Below are 20118 nucleotides of genomic sequence, written 5' to 3'. Positions count from 1 at the left end.
CCCGCTCGTTCAGCGGGCCTTTTTATTTGTGTGCGATTAAATGTGGGAGAGGGGCTTGCCCCCGATGGCTGAGTATAAGTTGGCACATCATTAACTGAACCACCGCTATCGGGGCAAGCCCCCTCCCACATTAGCCCTGCAGTGTTCTTCAGGGCTTGCGGGTCTCGTGCATCCGCGCCAATTGGCGCTCCAGCATCGACGGGTACGGCTCCATCAGCCGCTCCACACAGCTTGCGCCTTCAGGGCTGGCAATCGGGCGGATGCGGGCGCGTTGGCGGATCAGCGTGTCCTCACTGATCTTGCGCTCCACCAGCAGCAGGTTGCGGCTGTGTTGCGACAGGGCCAGGGCGTCCTGGGCGATCTCGGTCAGCAGCAGATCGATCTGGCTCATGCCGAACAGGTCGTCACCTACCGTCAAGCCAAGTTGCAGTTGCAGGGTGATGCCACTGTCCGCCACTTCGATCTGCAGGGCATGGCCCAGGGCGCGCAGCAACTCGCCGCAGCAGATGGCGTTGGTCAGGTAGTCTTCGCCGCTGTCTTCGCTGTGGAACAGCATCAGCGTACTGCCATCGTTCAGGGTGTGCAGTTCGCTCTGGTACAGCGAGGCGGCCTGGTCGAGGCAATCGCGATAACGTTCCAGCAATTCGGTCAGGCGTGCGCGGGGCAGGCGGCGCAGTTGGTCCTGGGCACCGAGTTGCACGGCCAGTACGGCGCTGTGCTGGGGCTCGGTGTTCCTTGCCGGTACCGGCTTGGGCGCGATGGCCGGGCTGCTGACCGAGGTGTCGCGCAGGTCGGCGAAGGGGTCTTCGTCGTCCAGCTCGTCTTCTTCGGCCTGGATTACCTTGCGTGTAGCGGGTTTGAGACCTGCCACCGGCGCGCTTTCATCGAAGCCTGGATCTCGCAGGTTGCGCACTTCAAACTCTGGCTCGTCGTCGTAATCGGTGTCGTCGAACTCAGGTTCCGGCTCAGCCTTGGGCGCTGGCTCCGGCGCGAAGCTGGCGTGCAATTGGCGGGCGAGGTCACCGATCTCATCCTGGCGGTCGGTGGCCGGGGTATGTTCGTCGATATCCCGCAGCCAGATGCGCAGTTGCATCAAGGGCGTGGAGATATGCCGGCCCAGGCGCAGGCTCAAGGCCAGTGCCAGTGCCAGCAGGATCGCGCTGAGGATGCCCATGCTTTGCAGGCTGATGGTCATCGGCTGCTGGAATTGCTGCATGTCCAGGCTGATGCGCAGTTGGCCGGCTTTCACATCCTGGAATGTAATGTTGCTCTGGTACAGACCTTCGGCTTCACCCAGCAGGCCGTTTTTCGGGCGCTGCCCGGCTTCGGCCATGATGCGGTTGTCCACGCTGTAGATCGCGGCGTGGGCCACCAGCGGGTTTTTGGTCAGGTTGTTGAGCAGCACGTTGAGGCTGAGGATGTCGTTGGACACCAACAGCTCAGTCGCCGAGGTGGCGGTCTGGGTGGTCAGGCTCTCGCCTAGGGCGTCGGCTTGCTCGTGCATGGCCTGTTTGAACTGCAAACCCATCACACAGGCATAGATCACCAGGGCCAGGGCGACCAGGATCACGTTATGGCTGGCGATGCGTAATGCGATCGGTACACGGCGGTGGCGCAGTGCCCGGAAGATCAGCAGGAAGAAGTTATCGGTTTTTACTGGCGTGGGCCGGTTCACTTGCGCTCGGCTCTCGGTCCGTGAAGTTGACGCGCAGTATAGCGACAGGCCCAAGACCGGCAAAGCGCTGGCTGTGCCCGATGGTCACTGAAAGTGGGTAGAATGCGGTTTTTTTCCAGCCTGGGGGTGCGCCTTGCGCGAAATTGTCCTGATTAACATCACTGGCGAAGACCGTCCGGGTCTTACCGCTGCCATTACCGGTGTGCTGGCCCAGGGTGGTGTGAACATTCTCGACATCGGCCAGGCGGTGATCCACGACACCCTGTCGTTCGGCATCCTGGTGGAAATCCCTAGCACCGAGCAGGCCTCGTCAGTGCTCAAGGACATCCTCTTTACCGCGTACAAGCTCGACCAACAGGTGCGTTTCACCCCGGTATCCGAAGAGGATTACCGGCACTGGGTGGCCGGCCAGGGCAAGAAGCGCCATATCGTCACGTTGCTGACCCGTAAGGTCACCGCCGAACAACTGCAGCGCGTCAGCTCGATCACGGCGCAGTACGGCCTTAATATCGACCATATCGACCGTCTGTCGGGCCGCATGCCCCTGGACACGCCTGCTGACCAGGGCAAGGGCTGCATCGAGTTCTCCGTGCGCGGCGAACCGGCCGATCCGCAGGCCCTGCGCGCCGAATTCCTCAGCGTGGCCCAGGAGCTGAATGTCGACATCGCCTTCCAGGAAGACTCGCTATTTCGTCGCAACCGTCGCCTGGCGGTGTTCGACATGGACTCCACGCTGATCGAAGCGGAAGTCATCGACGAGCTGGCCAAGGCCGCGGGCGTAGGTGAGCAGGTTTCGGCGATCACCGAGCGCGCCATGGCCGGGGAGCTGGACTTTCGCGCCAGTTTTAAAGAACGTCTGGCGCTGCTCAAAGGCCTGGATGTCAGCGTGCTGGACTCTATCGGTGCCTCGCTACGCCTGACTGAAGGCGCCGAAACCCTGTTCGCCGAACTCAAGCGCCTGGGCTACAAGACTGCAATCCTGTCCGGCGGCTTCACCTACTTCGCCAAGCAATTGCAGGCCAAGTTGGGCATCGACTATGTGTTCGCCAATGAGCTGGAAGTGGTGGATGGCAAGGTGACGGGCGTGGCGGTGGAGCCGATTGTCGACGCACAGCGCAAAGCGGATCTGCTGAAGGAGTTGGCCCACAAGGAAGGCTTGCGTCTGGAGCAGACCATTGCGGTCGGCGACGGCGCGAATGACTTGCCGATGCTGGCGATTGCCGGCTTGGGTGTAGCGTTCCGTGCCAAGCCGTTGGTCAAGCAATCGGCCAAGCAGGCGATTTCGACGTTGGGGTTGGATGGCGTGCTGTATCTGCTGGGCTTTCGCGACCGCGACGGTCAGCTGTAACTGAGTGTGGGAGGGGGATTGCCCCCTCCCACATTGGATCTTTACCGCTCTGGAATTAGGCTTTCGGCAGTGCGATGCCTTGACCCATCTGCACAGGCGAACCCGCCAGCAGTTCTTCAGACCACTTAACCTGATCCGGCCCGAACAGCACAATCGCGGTCGAACCCAGCTTGAAGCGGCCCAGCTCCGCGCCTTTCTCCAGGTGAATCGGCGCACGTGCGGCTTCGTCGTAGCGGAAGGTTTTCAGCTCGCGCTTTGGTGGTGTTACCAGGCCAGCCCATACGGTTTCGATCGACGCGACGATCATCGCACCCACCAACACCACGGCCATCGGACCACGCTCGGTGTCGAAGATGCAGGCAACGCGCTCGTTACGCGCAAACAGCTCCGGCACATTTTCGGCGGTGGTCTGGTTGACCGAGAAGATGCGGCCCGGAATATAGACCATTTCCCGCAGGGTGCCGGCCAGTGGCATGTGCACGCGGTGGTAGTCCTTGGGTGATAGATAAACTGTCGCAAAATCCCCGCCCATGAACGGTGCTGCTACAGCCGCATCACCACCCAGCAACTCCAGCACGCTGAAGCTATGGCCTTTAGCCTGGAACACACGACCATGTTCAATCGGTCCGAGCTGGCTGACCGCACCGTCGGCCGGGCTGAGCACCGCGCCTGGAGTTGGGTCCAGTGGGCGCGCGCCATCCTTGAGGGCGCGGGTGAAGAAGGCGTTGAAGTGCTCGTAGGCGGTCACGTCTTCAACCAACGCTTGAGACATATCCACTTGGTAGCGCTTGGCGAACCAGGTAGTGAATGCATTCTTGAACCAACGCACGCGGCACTCGGCAATGCAGCCCGCCAGGCGCGACAGCAGGTGGTGCGGCAGCAAGTACTGGCTGAGGATAAACAACTGCTTTTTCATAACTGTCCTTAAACCTTAAATCTCAACGGGGGTGTCGGGGTGGTTGCCCCATTCGCCCCAGGAACCGGCATAACCTTTGACTCGCGGATAACCGAGCGCCTTGGCCACCAGGTAGGTGAAGCCAGAGCGGTGGTGAGTCTGGCAGTGGGTGATGATTTCTTTATCTTTCGTCAGCCCGAGGTTTTCAAGGATTTGCGGCATGTCGCGGCGGATACGCAGGTTGCGTGCCTTGTCCATGCCGGCGGTCCACTCGAAATTCACCGCGCCGGGGATGTGCCCGCCTTTGGCGGCAAGCACCTTTTCACCGGAGTACTCCAGCGGGCCGCGTGCGTCCCAGATGCCCAGGTCGACCGCGCCGAGGCGGCTTTGCAGGTATTCGCGGGTCGCGGTGGGGCCGTCGTGCAACGTGAGGCTGACCGGGCCGCCGACCGGAGCTGGGACATCAGTGGAAACAGGGTGCTTATCTTCCAGCCACGCCAGCAGGCCGCCATCGAGGTAGTGATATTTCTGGTGGCCGATCACGTCGAGCAGCCAGATAAAACGCCCGGCCCAGCCGCCGCCTTCGTCGTCGTACACCACGTAGGTGGCGTCGGGCGTGTGGCCCAGTTCGCCGAAGAGTTTTTCCAGGTCGGCTTTATTGGGCAGCAGGCCGGGTGCCGGCGGCTGGCCCAGTTGGGTGCGCTTGGGGTCAACGAAATGCGCGCCGGGGATATGCCCTTCGGCGTAGCGGGCGGCGCTGGTGAGGTCCACCAGAATCAGGTGCTCGGCATCCAGTCTGCCGAGCAGGTCGCTGGATTCGATCACCAGCGGCAAGCCAGAGAAGTCAGGCATGTGAGGTCTCCTGGGCACAAATGTTGGCGATAAAGGACGGCGATTGTAGCGCAAGCATCAGGCGCTGCGGTTGGTAAAGCTGTGCAGGGCTTTCTCGATGCATTGGGCGGTTTTGCCGAAGGCCTGCACGGTGGTTTCCGAGAACGGCCCGCCGCCCTGGTCGGCGACCATCACCATCACCACGCGGCCATTGCAGCTCATCGAGCGCAACAGCAGGTGTTCACCGGTGAACAGGCGGCGCAGGATCGGCGGCAGCAAGGCCGAGAACTGCGCGTGGTTGTCCGGCGTCAGGCGCACTTGGGCGGATTTTTCCAGCAGGCGTTGCAGCAGCGTGCTGTTGACCACGTCCAGGCTCAGGTTGGCGGCGTCTTTGGGCAGGCCGTCGGCCTGGTGTACACGCAAGGTGCTCAGGGCGCGATCGGCCATGAACAACAGGACACGCTGCATGCCACTGGCCACCAGGGCTTCCTTGGCGCAGGTGGTCAAATGCATGGCATTGGCAAAGCGGCTCGGCTCTACGAGCAGTTCGGTGCAGCGGTTGCGCCAAACGGCCAGGGCCTCGGCAGTCGGTGGCGGCGCCGGCAGCAGGCCGCGATGGATCTTCTGTACGTGCCACGGCCAGATCAGCGACAGCGCCGGGTGCCAGAGGTCGGGCATCAGGGCGGTGCGGGCGCTGGTCACGGCTTGTTGATGAGAGTGTTGCTGCACCTCTGCCAAGGGCTGTTGCAGGTACAGGGCGGTGAGGTATTGCCAGCGTTGGGTGTGCGGGCAGGTCCAGGACTCCTGGGCCGACATCGCCAGGCCATTGGCCAGCAGCACGGTATTGGCCGGCTGGTTCAGCCAGCGACGCAGATTGGGTTCGGCGTCGAGCAATTGCTGGTGGCGCAACGGGTCGTCTTCGCGGGCGATATGCAGCGCCTTGACCAGCAAACGTTGTTCGCGCAGCAACAGGGTATAGCCCTGGGATACCCAGATCGGCAGGTGCCAGGCTTCGGTCAGGCCCAGGCACAGGTCCAGCAGGCGTACGCCGAACAGTTCCTGCTCGACCTTGCGTGCAGGCTCGCCTTTGTGGATGACGCGCAGTTCCCACTCTTCAAGCAGTTTGGGGTAGGCAACGGCCATCGGCCACAGCGGCGACAGAAACAGCAGGCTGCCCCAGTGAATGTCCTGCCAGAGCCGCGCCAGACGGCTGCCGAACAAGCCGTTGGCCTGCTGCGACGCGTGCTGGCTCACCAGCAGCAGCTGGCGCAATGCCACGGGAATTTCTTGAGCGGGCAACGAGGGCAGGCGTGCGAGCAGTTCTTCGGCGCGCTTGAGGCCCAGGCGGTTAAGCGCCACTTCAAGGTTTTCCGCCGGTTCCGCCAGGCTGCCATGGGTGTGGCTGTTGGCCTCGCGCATCACGCTGAGCACCAGGGCGGGGCTGTTCTGCATCAGTTCGGCAATATCTCGCAACGAACTGCGACTGTCGCGGATGGCTTTGCACACTCGGTCATGGCTGGCCTGAGGAACGGGCAGCAGTACGTCGTCCAGACGCTTGATCCAAGCGGCGAGAGAGGAAGGTCTTACAGATGGGACTGTCGTTTCATTAGCCATGATTGGGGCGCGATCATCACTTGCGGTCAACACGCCCGGAGCGGGCCGAACTGGCTTTTCGCCTTAACGGGCTATAGTCTGGCGCAGTTTTGCCGATAAGAGGAACAAGAGTTTTCCAGTTCCCCCAAATATGTCCATGAACCCGACGGCGCAAGTACTCATCTCCTATGGCTAAAATTATCGGCATCATCGTCGTCTTCGCGAGCGTGCTCGGCGGGTACGTCCTGTCCCACGGTAAAATTGCGGCACTGATCCAGCCTTTCGAAGTGCTGATCATTGGTGGTGCGGCACTGGGCGCCTTCCTGCAGGCCAACCCCGGCTACATGACCATGCACGTGGTCAAGAAATCGCTGGCCATGTTCGGTTCGCGCTTTACCCACACCTTCTACCTGGAAGTGCTGGGCCTGGTGTACGAGATCCTCAACAAGAGCCGCCGCGAAGGCATGATGGCCATCGAGGCCGACATCGAGGACGCCGCCGCCAGCCCGATTTTCGCCAAATACCCGGCCGTGCTCAAAGATGAGCGCATGACCGCCTATATCTGCGACTACCTGCGCATCATGTCCTCCGGCAACATGGCCCCCCACGAGCTGGAAGGCCTGTTCGACATGGAATTGTTCAGCCTTAAAGAAGAGCTGGAACACCCTTCCCACGCCGTGACCGGCATCGCCGACGGCATGCCTGGCTTCGGTATTGTTGCGGCGGTGCTCGGTATCGTGGTGACCATGGCATCCCTGGGCGAAGGTGACCAAGCGGCCATCGGCATGCACGTAGGTGCGGCGCTGGTGGGTACGTTCTTCGGTATTCTCGCGGCCTATGGTTTCTTCGGCCCGCTGGCCACCTCCCTGGCTCACGATGCCAAGGAAGAAATCAATCTGTACGAATCGATCAAGGCCAGCCTGGTAGCGTCCGCGTCCGGCATGCCGCCATCGCTGGCGGTCGAGTTCGGTCGCAAGGTGTTGTACCCGAAGCATCGCCCAAGCTTCGCCGAGCTGGAACAAGCGGTTCGCGGTCGCTAAGCCATGGAAAACAACCAGCCGATAATCATCAAGCGCGTCAAGCGCTTCGCTGCGGGGCACCATGGTGGCGCCTGGAAAATCGCCTTCGCCGACTTTGCGACGGCGATGATGGCGTTCTTCCTGGTGCTGTGGCTGATGTCTACCGCCACGCCCGAACAGAAGATCGCCATCGCCGGCTACTTCAAAGACCCGATTGGCTTCTCGGAAAGTGGCACGCCGTTTGTGATCGACCTGGGCGGCTCGCCGCAGTTGGCGCCTGAGCGCACCATCAACCCAGAGGTCAAGACCGAGGCCCCGCAGGAAAAAATCCCGATCGAGCGTGACACGGTCGAGAGCATGGCCGAGCAGGTCGAGCAGGAACGCCTGGAGTTGTTGCTGCAAGAGTTGCAGACCAAGGTGGATGAAAATCCGCAGCTGCTCAAATTCAAGGATCAGATCTCGTTCGAGATCACGCCCGAAGGCCTGCGCATCCAGATTACCGATGCCGCCAACCGGCCGATGTTCGATTCCGGCAGCGCGCGGCTCAAGCCTTACTTCGAAGACATCCTGCTGGCCATGGCTGACACCATCAAGGCGGTGCCGAACAAGATCAGCATCAGCGGCCACACCGACGCCAAACCGTATGCCGGCCAGGGTGATTTCGGCAACTGGGAACTCTCGGCCAACCGCGCCAACGCCGCCCGCCGTGCGTTGGTGGCAGGCAGCTACCCCGATCCGCAAGTGGCGCGCGTGGTGGGTTTTGCCTCCTCGCAGCTATTCGAGCCCAAGGATCCGTTCAATCCGATCAACCGGCGTATCGACATCGTGGTGCTGACCAAAAAGGCCCAGCGTGCGATTGAAGGTGATCAGCCGCCCGTTGTGCCAACCCCAGGCGCGGGCGCACCCGGCGAAGTGCCGACTGACCCGAACGCCATCCCGCCGGGGCAGGAGCCGTTGCCAGCCCACGAACTGCGGCAGAAGCTGAATCTGTTTGATGATGGTGGGATGAAGGATCCTACGGTGCCTAAGGCGGGATCCTAAGGTTCATGCCGTGCGCCGCACCAATGAAAACGCCCCGATGAACGGGGCGTTTTCATGTGTGCTCAGAGTGGCAGGTACGCTTTAACACCGCTGATCACACCCCGCATATCGTCGGAGCACAATCGAGGTACGAAGTACTCTCGCCCTTTGGACCGAGTCTTTCTGTGGAGTTTGTCGAGCCGTTCGAAGCTGACTGTGTAAATCATGTCGCACTTCACCCACAGCTCTTTGTAGCCGTCGGATTGAAGCGGATTGCTGCGTAGCAAATGATGCCAGTCGTGTTGAATTTCTGGTGCGGTAGATGAGATCGGCACGACGGTGCACAGTTTTCGATTGTGAGTGGCGGTAGGAGATATCACGACGACTTTACGGATTTTCAGCATTTCCGGTGCCACGAAGCCTCGGGTGAAATCGCACAGAAGAACATCGCCTTGTTTCGGGTGATAGTAGAGAGCCACTCGTGAATGTCCCACAAAAAGCAAAGCCGCCCGAAGGCGGCTTCATTCGACACGCAGTGGAGCTTGCTTCGCCCCTTCTGCGCCGCTGGATCAACCCGAAAGGATCCAGACTCCTGCCAGCTTTCGCTGGTGACGGAGCGATTATGGGCATCAGAAATTCCGAATTCAAGCTGGCTTGTGTCGACGAGCCACCCAGTTATGCTGAATTCTTGATGCCAACTCCCATTAAATCAATGGAATAGGGCGCTCTGCATTGGCATTTATATGCATCAAGGCATGCCTGCTCAGTAACTGCTCTCCGGGAGACTCGCAATAATCGACCGATAGCTGTTCATCCGCTGCTGCTGCACGCGCCCATCTTCCAAGGCCTTGAGCAACGCACAGCCCGGCTCGCGATCATGCTTGCAATCGCGAAAACGGCAGGTACCGATCAGGTCGTTGAACTCGATGAAGCCCGCTTCCACATCGCTGCGGCTGACGTGGCCCAAGCCGAATTCACGGATGCCAGGGGAGTCGATCAGCTCACCGCCGCCGGGGAAGTGAAACAGTCGCGCGGTGGTGGTGGTGTGGGTGCCCTGGCCGGACAGTTCCGACAGCGGGCCGACACGGGTGTCGACTTCCGGCAGCAAGCTGTTGACCAGCGATGACTTGCCCACGCCGGACTGGCCGACAAACACGCTGATGCGCCCGTCCAACTGCTGTTGCAGCTGTTCCATGCCGTTACCGTGGTGAGCCGAGACTTCCAGCACCGGGTAACCCAGGGTTCGGTAGACCGCCAGCAAGGCATTGAGCGCCGGAGCGTTCTGCTCGTCGATCAGGTCGAATTTGTTCAGCAGCAGCAGCGGGCGAATGCCGGCGTGCTCGGCGGCTACAAGGTAGCGATCGATCAGGTTGGCATGGGGCTCGGGCAGCGGCGCGAACACGATCACGATCATGTCGACGTTGGCCGCTACCGGCTTGAGCTGGCCGCGGCTGTCGGGCCGGCGCAGTTCGGTGGTGCGCGGCAGCTGGGCGACGATCACGCCGATGCCCTGGTTGCCTGCACGCCACACGACCTTGTCGCCGGTGACCAGCGCCGGCAGGTTTGCGCGCAAATGGCAGCGGGACACAGAGCCTGCCAGTTCGCCTTCCAGCGCCTCGACTTCGACCTGCACACCAAAGTGCGCGATCACCAGGCCCGTTTGCTCGGGGCCCAGGTCGCCGCCCTCAAGCGCTTCCACGGCGGAGGATTCACGTTTGGCGGCGCGAGCGGCGCGTTCGCCTTGAATCTTTTCGATGCGCCAGTTTTGGCGACGGTTGAGCTGGCGTTTGGCCATTGGTGTTCCGTGTTGATAATGCAAAGGTTGGGTAAAACGGTCGCGAGTCTAGCACGGCCCCGCCTGCTAAACTGCGCAGCTACGCCAAGGTGCCAAGAGAATCAAGCCATGCAAAACCCACAGAACCTGATTTGGATCGATCTGGAAATGACCGGTCTGAACCCCGACACCGACGTCATCATCGAGATGGCGACCATTGTCACCGACAGCAACCTCAACACCTTGGCCGAAGGTCCGGTGATCGCCATCCACCACAGCGACGCCGTTCTCGCCACCATGGACGAGTGGAACACCCGTACCCACGGCAACTCCGGCCTGACCCAGCGTGTGCGCGACAGCCGCATCAGCATGGCCGAGGCCGAAGCCGAAACCATCGCCTTCCTGGAAAAGTGGGTGCCCAAGGGCAAATCGCCGATCTGCGGCAACAGCATCTGCCAGGACCGCCGCTTTCTTTATACCCACATGAAGGAGCTGGAAAGCTACTTCCACTACCGCAACCTGGATGTGTCGACCTTGAAGGAACTGGCCGCGCGTTGGGCGCCGGAAGTCAAAGACAGCTTCCACAAAGGCAGCACCCATTTGGCGCTGGACGATATTCGCGAGTCGATCGCCGAGTTGCAGCATTACCGCAAGCACTTCATCAAGGCTTGAAACGGTTTCTTACCGTGTCCGGGCTTCCTGTGGTGAGCGGGCTTGTCCCGCGTTGGGCTGCGTAGCGGCCCCACTACCGTCGCCGCATTCCTCCCGATAAATATCATCGCCAACTATTTGGGGCTGCTGCGCAGCCCAGCGCGGGGCAAGCCCGCTCACTACAACTTTACAAGGATCGCCATCATGCTGCTGATGCTTTACCTGATCGCCATCACCGCCGAAGCCATGACCGGTGCCCTCTCTGCGGGGCGTCGCGGCATGGATTGGTTCGGCGTGGTGCTGATTGCCTGTGTAACGGCGCTGGGTGGCGGTTCGGTGCGGGATGTGTTGCTGGGGCATTACCCGCTGACATGGGTCAAACACCCGGAGTACCTGGTGCTGACCTCGGTGGCGGCGCTGGTGACAATCTTTATCGCGCCCCTGATGCGCCGCCTGCGCTCGTTGTTCCTGGCGTTGGATGCCTTGGGCCTGGTGGCCTTCACGCTGATCGGTTGCATGACTGCCCTGGAAATGGGGCACGGTATGTTGGTGGCGTCAGTGAGCGGCGTGATCACCGGGGTTTTTGGCGGCATCCTGCGGGATATTTTCTGCAACGACATTCCGCTGATCTTCCGCCGCGAGCTCTACGCCAGCGTGTCGTTCCTAGCCGCGTGGTTCTATTTGCTCTGTTTGTATCTGCAATTGCCCAGCGAGCAAGCGATCCTGCTGACCCTGTTCAGCGGCTTTCTATTGCGCCTGTTGGCGATCCGTTTTCACTGGGAAATGCCCAAGTTCGTCTACAACGACGACGTGCACTAGCGCGTAGCGTGCTGGTTCAGCGCCCATTCCACATGCTCGCGTACCAGCTCCGAGGGGGAATCCCGGCGTGCCTTCAAGGCTTCCAGCACCGGGATGCTCGACGGCGCATTGCCCAGGCCCACCGCCAGGTTGCGCAGCCAGCGCTCGTAGCCGGCGCGGCGCAGGGGCGAGCCCTCGGTGCTGCTGAGGAATTTATCCTCGTCCCACATAAACAGTTCGGCCAGTTCTGCGTTATCCAGGTTATGCCGAGGCTTGAAATCGCCCTCGGTGGTGGCGCGGGCGAAACGATTCCACGGGCAAACGATCTGACAGTCATCGCAGCCGAACACGCGGTTGCCAATCAGCGGGCGCAGGTCTTCAGGAATGGCGCTCTTGAGTTCGATGGTCAGATAGGAAATACAGCGCCGGGCGTCCAGCACGTAGGGGCCGACAAAGGCGTTGGTCGGGCAAATATCCAGGCACGCCGTGCAACGGCCGCAGTGTTCGGTGCTATGGGGCTCATCCACCGGCAGCGGTAAATCGACAAACAGCTCGCTGAGGAAGAAATAACTGCCAGCCTTGCGGTTGAGTACCAAGGTGTTTTTACCGATCCAGCCCAGGCCGGCCTTTTCGGCGATGGCTTTTTCAAGTACGGGCGCGCTGTCGACAAAGGCGCGGAAGCCAAACGGGCCGATCTGCGCCTGAATCCGGTCGGCCAGTTGCTGTACGCGCTTGCGGATCAGCTTGTGGTAGTCACGGCCCAGGGCGTAGCGCGAGATGTAGGCTTTTTCCGGCTGGGCCAGTAGTTGCGCCATTTGAGTGTCGCCGGGTAGATAGTCCATGCGCAGCGACACCACGCGCAAGGTGCCGGGAACCAGCTCGTCAGGGTGCGAGCGTTTGCTGCCATGGGCGCCCATGTAGTCCATTTCGCCGTGGTAGCCCGCGTCGAGCCAGCGTTGCAGGTGCTGTTCATGCTCAGCCAGGTCCAGGCCGCTGATGCCGACTTGTTGAAAGCCCAGCTCGCGGCCCCAGTCTTTGATCGATTGGGCGAGGGCAGGCAGATCGGAGGTAATAGCGGGCATGAGACACGGGAAACCACAGGTTAGATGCGTATAATTCTGCCAGACATCGGAGCTTGAAGACGCATGCCGCAGACAAAACACGAAATAACCGACGTTCAGTCCTTGTTGCACGGCCATTTGCCGCAACTGGCTGCGCGTTCCCCGGACGCCCATAAAGGCCAGTTCGGCCACTTGCTGGTCATTGGTGGCGATCGCGGCTTTGGCGGCGCAGCGCTGTTGAGCGCGCAAAGTGCCTTGCGCAGCGGGGCGGGCATGGTGTCCCTGGCGACTCGCCTTGAGCACGTGCCTGCCGCGTTGGCTCGCATGCCGGAAGTCATGACCGTAGGCGTGAGCTCAGCCAACCAGCTTATGGGTCTGCTGGAAAAAATCTCGGTCATCGTCATTGGTCCGGGCCTGGGTGAGGCGTCCTGGGGTAAAAGCCTGATATCGGTTGCCGCCAACGCGCAGCTGCCGCAGGTGTGGGACGCAGACGCGTTGAATCAGTTGGCGGCCGGTACTGTGAGTCTTCCGAGCGGTAGTGTGATTACGCCGCATCCGGGCGAGGCCGCGCGCTTGTTGGGCATTTCGACAGCCGAGGTACAGGCCGACCGCCTTAAGGTAGCGCGCGCGTTGAGCCAGAAATTCAAGGCAGTGGCTATCCTCAAGGGTGCTGGCAGTTTGATTGCCAGCCCCGATGGCCGTGTTTCCCGTTGTGATCAGGGCCATCCGGCAATGGCGACGGCAGGTTTGGGCGATGTATTGGCCGGCCTGGTGGGTGCGCTGATGGCTCAAGGCATGCCGGCTTATGAAGCAAGCTGCCTGGCCGTGTGGTTGCACGCCACGGCAGGGGATCGCCAGGGCAGCCTGGGGCGTGGCCTGGCGGCCAGCGACCTGATACCGGCCATTCGTCAATTGTTGGAGGAGCAGTCGCCGTGCCTGAAGTAATCCTTTTCCTGGCCGATGAAGACGCCATGGTCGCGTTCGGTCATCGCGTCGCGCAGGTCACGCGTGGCGCGGGATTGATCTTTCTCGAAGGCGATCTGGGGGCGGGCAAGACCACGCTGTCACGGGGCATCATTCGTGGGTTGGGCCACGTGGGGGCGGTAAAAAGTCCTACGTTTACTTTGGTCGAGCCCTATGAGATCGGTGCGGCGCGTGCTTTCCACTTCGACCTCTATCGCCTGGTCGATCCTGAAGAGCTGGAGTACATGGGCATCCGTGATTACTTCGATGAAGACGCACTGTGCCTGATCGAGTGGCCAGATAAAGGCACAGGCTTTTTGCCAAAGCCGGACCTGACCATTACCATTACGCCGCATGAATCAGGACGTCAGCTGAAGTTGTTGCCCCAGAGCCCACGCGGTGAATCGTGGTGTGCTGCTCTGGTATTGGAATTCAAATAATTGGTGGGGTTAGGTATGCGCTTTCGCGCGTTGGTTGCTGTCGTAGGGGTGTTGCTTGCGGCAATGACTGTCAATGCTCTGGCTGCTTCACAGGTGAAGAGTGTTCGCCTGTGGCGAGCGCCGGATAACACGCGACTGGTGTTCGACCTGTCTGGCCCGGTCCAGCACAGCGTCTTTACCCTCACGGCGCCTGATCGCCTGGTGATCGACATCAACGGCGCGACCCTGGCCGCGCCGCTGAAGGTGTCCACCGCCAACACCCCGATTACCGCCATGCGCTCGGCCCAGCGCACGCCTACCGACTTGCGTGTGGTCATCGACCTGAAAAAAGTCGTGACCCCGAAAAGCTTCTCCCTGGCGCCGAATGCCCAGTATGGCAACCGCCTGGTGGTCGACCTGTTCGACAACGCCGCCGATGCCGCACCGCCGCCTGCGCCGACACCGGCCGTGGCGACTGTGCCCGCCGTGCCGGTCAACCCGTCGCAGCCCCAAGTCAAGTTGCCGCCACCGCCGCCTGCCCCGGCGGGCAAACGCGACATTATCGTAGTGATCGACGCCGGCCACGGCGGTGAAGACCCCGGTGCATCCGGCTCGCGGGGCCAGCATGAAAAAGACGTGGTACTGGCCATCGCCCGTGAACTGCAACGCCAGGTCAACGGCATGAAAGGCTATCGCGCCGAGCTGACCCGTACTGGCGACTACTTCATTCCGCTGCGCGGCCGTACCGAAATCGCCCGCAAGAAGGGGGCTGACCTGTTCGTGTCGATCCACGCTGATGCGGCGCCCTCGACCGCTGCGTTCGGTGCCTCGGTGTTTGCGTTGTCGGATCGCGGCGCTACGTCCGAGACTGCTCGTTGGCTGGCCGACAGCGAAAACCGTTCCGACTTGATCGGCGGTGCCGGCAACGTATCCCTGGACGACAAGGACAAGATGCTCGCGGGTGTATTGCTCGATCTGTCGATGACGGCCTCGCTGACCTCCAGCCTGAACGTCGGCCAGAAGGTCCTGAGCAACATCGGTCGCGTGACTTCGCTGCACAAACAGCGTGTTGAACAGGCCGGGTTCATGGTGCTGAAGTCACCGGACATCCCGTCGATCCTCGTGGAAACCGGGTTTATCTCCAACGCCAACGAAGCGTCCAAGCTCGCCAGTGCCAGCCACCAACAGGCCTTGGCGCGCTCCATCAGCGCCGGTGTGCGTCAGTTCTTCCAGCAAAACCCGCCGCCTGGCACCTACATCGCCTGGCTGCGGGACTCCGGCAAGATCGCCCAAGGCCCGCGTGACCATCGTGTGCAGCCCGGCGATACCCTGGCGATGCTGGCAGTGCGCTTCCAGGTCTCGGCCGCGACGTTGCGCAGTGCCAACAACCTGAAGACCGATGAGTTGAAAGTTGGCCAGGTGTTGACCATCCCAGGCACTGAATTGGCGGCGCAGTAATGAGCGAATCTACCTTGAACAGCGGGTCGCGCATTGAGTTGCTCAGCCCGCGCCTGGCCAACCAGATTGCAGCGGGCGAGGTTGTTGAGCGCCCTGCATCGGTGATCAAGGAACTGCTGGAAAACAGCATCGACTCCGGTGCCAAGCGCATTGATGTCGACGTGGAGCAGGGGGGCGTCAAGTTACTGCGGGTACGTGACGACGGCAGCGGCATTTCTTCCGATGACCTGCCGCTGGCCCTGGCCCGTCACGCCACCAGCAAAATCCGCGACCTGGAAGACCTCGAACGGGTCATGAGCCTGGGCTTTCGCGGTGAGGCCTTGGCTTCGATCAGTTCCGTGGCACGCTTGACCCTGACTTCCCGCACCCGTAATGCCGAGCAGGCCTGGCAAGTGGAAACCGAAGGCCGGGACATGGCGCCGCGGGTCCAGCCGGCGGCACACCCGGTGGGCACGTCGGTGGAAGTGCGCGACCTGTTTTTCAACACCCCGGCGCGGCGCAAATTCCTCAAGGCCGAGAAAACCGAATTCGATCACCTGCAAGAAGTCATCAAGCGCCTGGCCTTGGCCCGCTTCGACGTGGCATTCCACCTGCGGCACAACGGTAAGACCATCCTCAGCCTGCACGAAGCCCATGACGACGCCGCGCGCGCTCGGCGAGTGTCGGCGATTTGCGGCGGTGGGTTCCTGGAGCAGGCGCTGCCGATCGAGATCGAGCGCAATGGCTTGCGGCTCTGGGGCTGGGTTGGCTTGCCGACTTTCTCTCGTAGCCAGGCGGACTTGCAGTACTTCTTTGTGAATGGCCGTGCGGTGCGCGACAAGCTGGTGGCCCACGCGGTGCGCCAGGCGTATCGCGATGTGCTGTTCAACGGGCGGCATCCGACATTTGTCTTGTTCTTTGAGGTTGACCCTTCGGTGGTCGACGTCAACGTGCACCCGACCAAGCACGAAGTACGCTTCCGTGACGGGCGCATGGTGCATGACTTCCTCTATGGCACCCTGCACCGCGCGCTGGGCGACGTGCGCCCGGATGATCAATTGTCGGCGCCGATAGTGACGGCGGTGGTGCGTCCGAGCGGTCCCGAAGCTGGCGAGTTTGGGCCTCAGGGCGAAATGAGCCTGGCGGCCAACCTGCTGCAATCGCCGCAGTCGCAACCTGCGTATACCGCGCCGGGCTCCGGTGCGGGCGCGGGCTATCAATACCAATACACACCGCGACCGCAGTCGACGGTGCCTGTGGCCGAGGCCCGGGCGGCCTACCGCGAATTTTTCGCGCCGCTGCCGGGTGCCGAGCCGGGCGCAGCGGCCTTGCCGGAAGGTGGCGGTGATATTCCGCCGCTGGGTTATGCGCTGGCGCAGCTCAAAGGTATCTATATCCTCGCGGAAAACGCCCACGGCCTGGTGCTGGTGGATATGCACGCCGCCCACGAGCGGATCATGTACGAGCGCCTGAAGATCGCCATGGCCAGCGAAGGCCTCAGCGGCCAGCCGCTGCTGGTGCCGGAGTCCCTGGCCGTCAGCCAGCGTGAAGCCGATTGCGCCGAAGAGCACCACAGCGTGTTCCAGAAACTGGGCTTCGAGTTGCAACGCCTGGGGCCGGAAACCCTGGCAATCCGCCAGATTCCGGCGCTGCTCAAACAAGCCGAAGCCAACCGGCTGGTGGCCGACGTGCTGGCAGACCTGATGGAGTACGGCACCAGTGACCGTATCCAGGCGCACATCAACGAGCTGCTCGGCACCATGGCCTGTCACGGCGCCATTCGCGCCAACCGCCGTCTGGCCCTGCCGGAAATGAATGGCCTGCTGCGTGACATGGAAAACACCGAGCGCAGCGGCCAATGCAACCATGGCCGACCGACCTGGACCCAAATGGGCCTGGACGATCTGGACAAACTGTTCCTGCGCGGCCGTTGATGAGTATCTTGCCCCCCGCGATTTTTCTGATGGGCCCAACGGCCGCCGGCAAGACCGACCTGGCCATCGAGCTGACCAAGGTGTTGCCATGCGAGCTGATCAGTGTCGACTCTGCCCTGGTTTACCGGGACATGGACATCGGTACGGCCAAGCCGTCTAAAGCACTGTTGGCTGAGCATCCGCACCGTTTGATCGACATCATAGACCCGGCCGAGAGCTATTCGGCCGCGGATTTCCGCACCGACGCCCTGGCCGCCATGGCCGAGATCACTGCACGGGGCAACATTCCGCTGCTGGTGGGCGGCACGATGCTCTACTACAAGGCTTTGCAGGAAGGTCTGGCGGATATGCCGCCGGCTGATGCCCAGGTGCGTGCCGAACTCGAAGAAGAGGCTGCACGCCTTGGTTGGCAAGCCTTGCACGACCAGTTGGCGGCGGTGGATCCGGTCTCGGCCGCGCGCATTCACCCCAACGACCCCCAGCGTCTCAGTCGTGCTCTGGAAGTCTGGCGTGTCAGCGGTCAGACCATGACTGAACTACGCCTGAAACAAAGTGCGCAAAGTGCTGACGCAGGCGCTTCTGGACAGTCACAATTGCCCTATACTGTGGCGAATCTGGCCATCGCTCCGGCAAATCGCCAGGTGCTGCATGAACGAATTGCACAAAGATTCACAATTATGTTGGAACAGGGGTTTATCGACGAGGTCGTAGCACTGCGTTCCAGAGGTGACCTGCATCCAGGGTTACCTTCGATACGCGCTGTAGGCTATCGCCAAGTCTGGGATCATCTGGATGGCAAGCTGACGTCAGCCGAAATGCAGGAGCGCGGCATCATTGCCACGCGCCAATTGGCGAAACGCCAGTTCACCTGGCTGCGCAGCTGGAGCGATTTGCACTGGTTGGACAGCCTGGACAGCGACAATCTGTCACGCGCCTTGAAATACTTGGGAACGGTCTCCATATTGAGCTGAGTCCTTGCAATTGCCGTCTATCCTTGGGGGTGTGACGGCCATGAGCTATCTATTTTCCGATTTTTTATTATTGATCCTTAAAGGAGTGCGGCACATGTCAAAAGGGCATTCGCTACAAGACCCTTACTTGAATACTTTACGTAAAGAGAAAGTGGGGGTTTCCATCTATCTGGTCAACGGTATCAAGCTGCAAGGCACGATCGAGTCGTTCGACCAGTTCGTGATCCTGCTGAAAAACACCGTCAGCCAGATGGTTTACAAGCACGCTATCTCGACAGTCGTTCCAGTTCGTCCAATCCGTCTGCCTAGCGCAGCAGGTGACGAAGTCGGTGACGCTGAGCCAGGTAACGCCTGATAGGAGTCTCCTTTGTTCTTTGAGCGCCACGGTGGTGGTGAGCGGGTAATCCTCGTTCACTTGGATGGACAGGACCCTGAGGCGCGCGAAGATCCGCAGGAGTTTCAGGAGTTGGCAAATTCGGCCGGCGCCGAGACCGTTGCGTTTTTTAACGTGCCGCGTCATCGGCCAACCGCCAAATTTCTGATTGGCAGCGGCAAGGTCGAGGAACTGCGCGACCTGGTCCACGCCGAAGAAGCCGATCTGGTGATCTTCAATCACACCCTCACGCCCAGTCAGGAACGTAACCTCGAACGTGTTTTCGAGTGTCGCGTGATCGACCGTACCGGCCTGATCCTCGATATTTTCGCCCAACGCGCCCGTACCCATGAGGGCAAGCTCCAGGTAGAACTGGCCCAGCTTGACCACATGAGCACCCGGCTGGTTCGCGGCTGGACTCACCTTGAGCGTCAGGGTGGTGGCATCGGCATGCGTGGCCCGGGTGAAACCCAGCTCGAAACCGACCGGCGCCTGCTGCGGGTTCGCCTGCGCCAGATCAAGGGCCGCCTCGAAAAAGTACGCAGCCAGCGCGAGCAATCGCGACGTGGGCGTTCTCGCGCGGATATCCCTACCGTGTCCCTGGTGGGCTATACCAACGCCGGCAAGTCAACGCTGTTCAACAACGTGACCCAATCCGACGTGTACGCCGCCGATCAACTCTTCGCCACGCTCGACCCGACCCTGCGCCGCCTGGACATTGGCGACCTCGGGCCGATCGTCCTGGCCGACACCGTGGGTTTCATTCGTCACTTGCCCCACAAGCTGGTCGAGGCATTTCGGTCTACGCTCGAAGAGTCGAGCAATTCCGACCTGCTGTTGCACGTGATCGATGCGGCTGAACCGGATCGCATGTTGCAGATTGAACAGGTGATGGTGGTGCTGGGCGAGATTGGCGCCCAGGACTTGCCGATCCTTGAGGTCTATAACAAACTCGATTTGCTTGAAGGCGTTGAGCCACAAATCCAGCGCGACGAGAACGGCAAACCCCAGCGGGTATGGCTGTCGGCGCGAGATGGCAGTGGCTTGGAGCTGCTTGAACAAGCCATCGCCGAGTTGCTCGGCAGCGATTTGTTTGTCGGCACCTTGCGCTTGCCTCAGCGTTTTGCTCGACTGCGTGCACAGTTTTTCGAGCTGGGCGCGGTACAGAAAGAAGAACACGACGAAGAAGGTGTCAGCTTGCTGGCCGTTCGGTTGCCGCGCTCGGAGCTCAATCGGCTGGTCAGCCGTGAGGGTGTAGTCCCGACAGAGTTCATCGAACAACACACTTTGCAATAAAAGCCTCCGAAAGCGGTTGTGCCGCAGTAGCAGGCATTCTGTAGCATTGGTCGGCGCGCC

The 20118-nt window shown here is 61.2% G+C and carries 19 protein-coding genes; 12 read left to right on the top strand and 7 right to left on the bottom strand.

The features are described from left to right. Positions 1–148: 148 nt before the first annotated feature. Complete coding sequence (locus AOA60_RS06445) at positions 149–1675, bottom strand: AhpA/YtjB family protein (protein ID WP_099583689.1); 1527 nt, start codon at positions 1673–1675, stop codon at positions 149–151. Positions 1676–1808: 133 nt separating this feature from the next. On the opposite strand from AOA60_RS06445, the gene serB reads away from it, so the two are divergent. After that, positions 1809–3023 (top strand): phosphoserine phosphatase SerB, encoded by a 1215-nt coding sequence (gene serB / locus AOA60_RS06440; protein WP_099583688.1) that lies wholly within the window; start codon positions 1809–1811, stop codon positions 3021–3023. Between the two features lie 55 nt (positions 3024–3078). On the opposite strand, the gene asd is transcribed toward serB, so the two are convergent. The 3 genes from asd to AOA60_RS06425 are packed head-to-tail and all read right to left on the bottom strand — an operon-like array spanning position 3079 to position 6363. Next, positions 3079–3939 carry an archaetidylserine decarboxylase gene (gene asd, locus AOA60_RS06435; protein ID WP_099583687.1) on the bottom strand — a complete coding sequence of 287 codons (861 nt, stop codon included), beginning with the start codon at positions 3937–3939 and terminating at the stop codon, positions 3079–3081. A gap of 15 nt (positions 3940–3954) precedes the next feature. Beyond that, complete coding sequence (locus tag AOA60_RS06430) at positions 3955–4770, bottom strand: rhodanese-like domain-containing protein (protein WP_099583686.1); 816 nt, start codon at positions 4768–4770, stop codon at positions 3955–3957. Between the two features lie 57 nt (positions 4771–4827). Continuing rightward, positions 4828–6363: an HDOD domain-containing protein gene (locus AOA60_RS06425; protein WP_099583888.1), complete on the bottom strand. Its 1536-nt coding sequence runs from the start codon at positions 6361–6363 to the stop codon at positions 4828–4830. 167 nt (positions 6364–6530) lie between these two features. Here AOA60_RS06425 and motA point away from each other — a divergent pair, with 167 nt between their 5' ends. Next, the gene (gene motA / locus AOA60_RS06420) at positions 6531–7382 is read left to right on the top strand and encodes a flagellar motor stator protein MotA (protein ID WP_099583685.1); all 852 of its coding nucleotides are present in this window, start codon (positions 6531–6533) and stop codon (positions 7380–7382) included. Positions 7383–7385: 3 nt separating this feature from the next. After that, positions 7386–8402, top strand: coding sequence for a flagellar motor protein MotB (motB, locus tag AOA60_RS06415; protein ID WP_099583684.1), 1017 nt, complete (start codon positions 7386–7388; stop codon positions 8400–8402). A gap of 62 nt (positions 8403–8464) precedes the next feature. Here motB and AOA60_RS06410 read toward each other — a convergent pair whose 3' ends face one another. Together AOA60_RS06410 and rsgA are read right to left on the bottom strand one after the other, a co-directional pair. Next, on the bottom strand, positions 8465–8860 hold the full coding sequence (locus tag AOA60_RS06410; protein ID WP_099583683.1) for a type II toxin-antitoxin system PemK/MazF family toxin: 396 nt from the start codon (positions 8858–8860) through the stop codon (positions 8465–8467). A gap of 284 nt (positions 8861–9144) precedes the next feature. Beyond that, a complete protein-coding gene (gene rsgA, locus AOA60_RS06405) occupies positions 9145–10176 on the bottom strand; it encodes a small ribosomal subunit biogenesis GTPase RsgA (RefSeq protein ID WP_003171340.1) in 1032 nt (343 codons plus the stop codon). A 108-nt stretch (positions 10177–10284) separates the two neighbouring features. Between rsgA and orn the strand changes: the two genes are divergently transcribed. Next, a complete protein-coding gene (gene orn / locus AOA60_RS06400; protein WP_099583682.1) occupies positions 10285–10827 on the top strand; it encodes an oligoribonuclease in 543 nt (180 codons plus the stop codon). Positions 10828–11007: 180 nt separating this feature from the next. Beyond that, positions 11008–11625, top strand: a complete 618-nt coding sequence (locus AOA60_RS06395) for a trimeric intracellular cation channel family protein (protein ID WP_170827587.1) — start codon at positions 11008–11010, stop codon at positions 11623–11625. Here AOA60_RS06395 and queG read toward each other — a convergent pair. Continuing rightward, a complete protein-coding gene (queG, locus tag AOA60_RS06390) occupies positions 11622–12686 on the bottom strand; it encodes a tRNA epoxyqueuosine(34) reductase QueG (RefSeq protein ID WP_099583681.1) in 1065 nt (354 codons plus the stop codon). The two genes, AOA60_RS06395 and queG, sit on opposite strands and share 4 nt — an antisense overlap. 63 nt (positions 12687–12749) lie before the next feature. Here queG and AOA60_RS06385 point away from each other — a divergent pair, with 63 nt between their 5' ends. The 7 genes from AOA60_RS06385 to hflX all read left to right on the top strand — a co-directional run bounded on the left by AOA60_RS06385 (position 12750) and on the right by hflX (position 20058). After that, the gene (locus AOA60_RS06385) at positions 12750–13610 is read left to right on the top strand and encodes an NAD(P)H-hydrate dehydratase (RefSeq protein ID WP_099583680.1); all 861 of its coding nucleotides are present in this window, start codon (positions 12750–12752) and stop codon (positions 13608–13610) included. After that, the gene (gene tsaE / locus AOA60_RS06380; protein WP_099583679.1) at positions 13598–14068 is read left to right on the top strand and encodes a tRNA (adenosine(37)-N6)-threonylcarbamoyltransferase complex ATPase subunit type 1 TsaE; all 471 of its coding nucleotides are present in this window, start codon (positions 13598–13600) and stop codon (positions 14066–14068) included. Before AOA60_RS06385 ends, tsaE begins: the two co-directional genes overlap by 13 nt. 15 nt (positions 14069–14083) lie before the next feature. Beyond that, a complete protein-coding gene (locus AOA60_RS06375; RefSeq protein ID WP_099583678.1) occupies positions 14084–15505 on the top strand; it encodes an N-acetylmuramoyl-L-alanine amidase in 1422 nt (473 codons plus the stop codon). Between the two features lie 14 nt (positions 15506–15519). After that, complete coding sequence (gene mutL / locus AOA60_RS06370) at positions 15520–17418, top strand: DNA mismatch repair endonuclease MutL (protein WP_178075328.1); 1899 nt, start codon at positions 15520–15522, stop codon at positions 17416–17418. Continuing rightward, positions 17418–18389 (top strand): tRNA (adenosine(37)-N6)-dimethylallyltransferase MiaA, encoded by a 972-nt coding sequence (gene miaA / locus AOA60_RS06365; RefSeq protein ID WP_099583676.1) that lies wholly within the window; start codon positions 17418–17420, stop codon positions 18387–18389. Before mutL ends, miaA begins: the two co-directional genes overlap by 1 nt. Before the next feature lie 94 nt (positions 18390–18483). Then, a complete protein-coding gene (gene hfq, locus AOA60_RS06360) occupies positions 18484–18744 on the top strand; it encodes an RNA chaperone Hfq (RefSeq protein ID WP_071482778.1) in 261 nt (86 codons plus the stop codon). 12 nt (positions 18745–18756) lie between these two features. After that, the gene (gene hflX, locus AOA60_RS06355; RefSeq protein WP_099583675.1) at positions 18757–20058 is read left to right on the top strand and encodes a ribosome rescue GTPase HflX; all 1302 of its coding nucleotides are present in this window, start codon (positions 18757–18759) and stop codon (positions 20056–20058) included. The last annotated feature ends 60 nt before the right edge of the window (positions 20059–20118 follow it).

It is taken from the genome of Pseudomonas sp. 2822-17 (genome assembly GCF_002742485.1).
Lineage (GTDB): Bacteria > Pseudomonadota > Gammaproteobacteria > Pseudomonadales > Pseudomonadaceae > Aquipseudomonas > Aquipseudomonas cyclaminis.
This window is presented reverse-complemented; position numbering and strand designations above follow the sequence as displayed.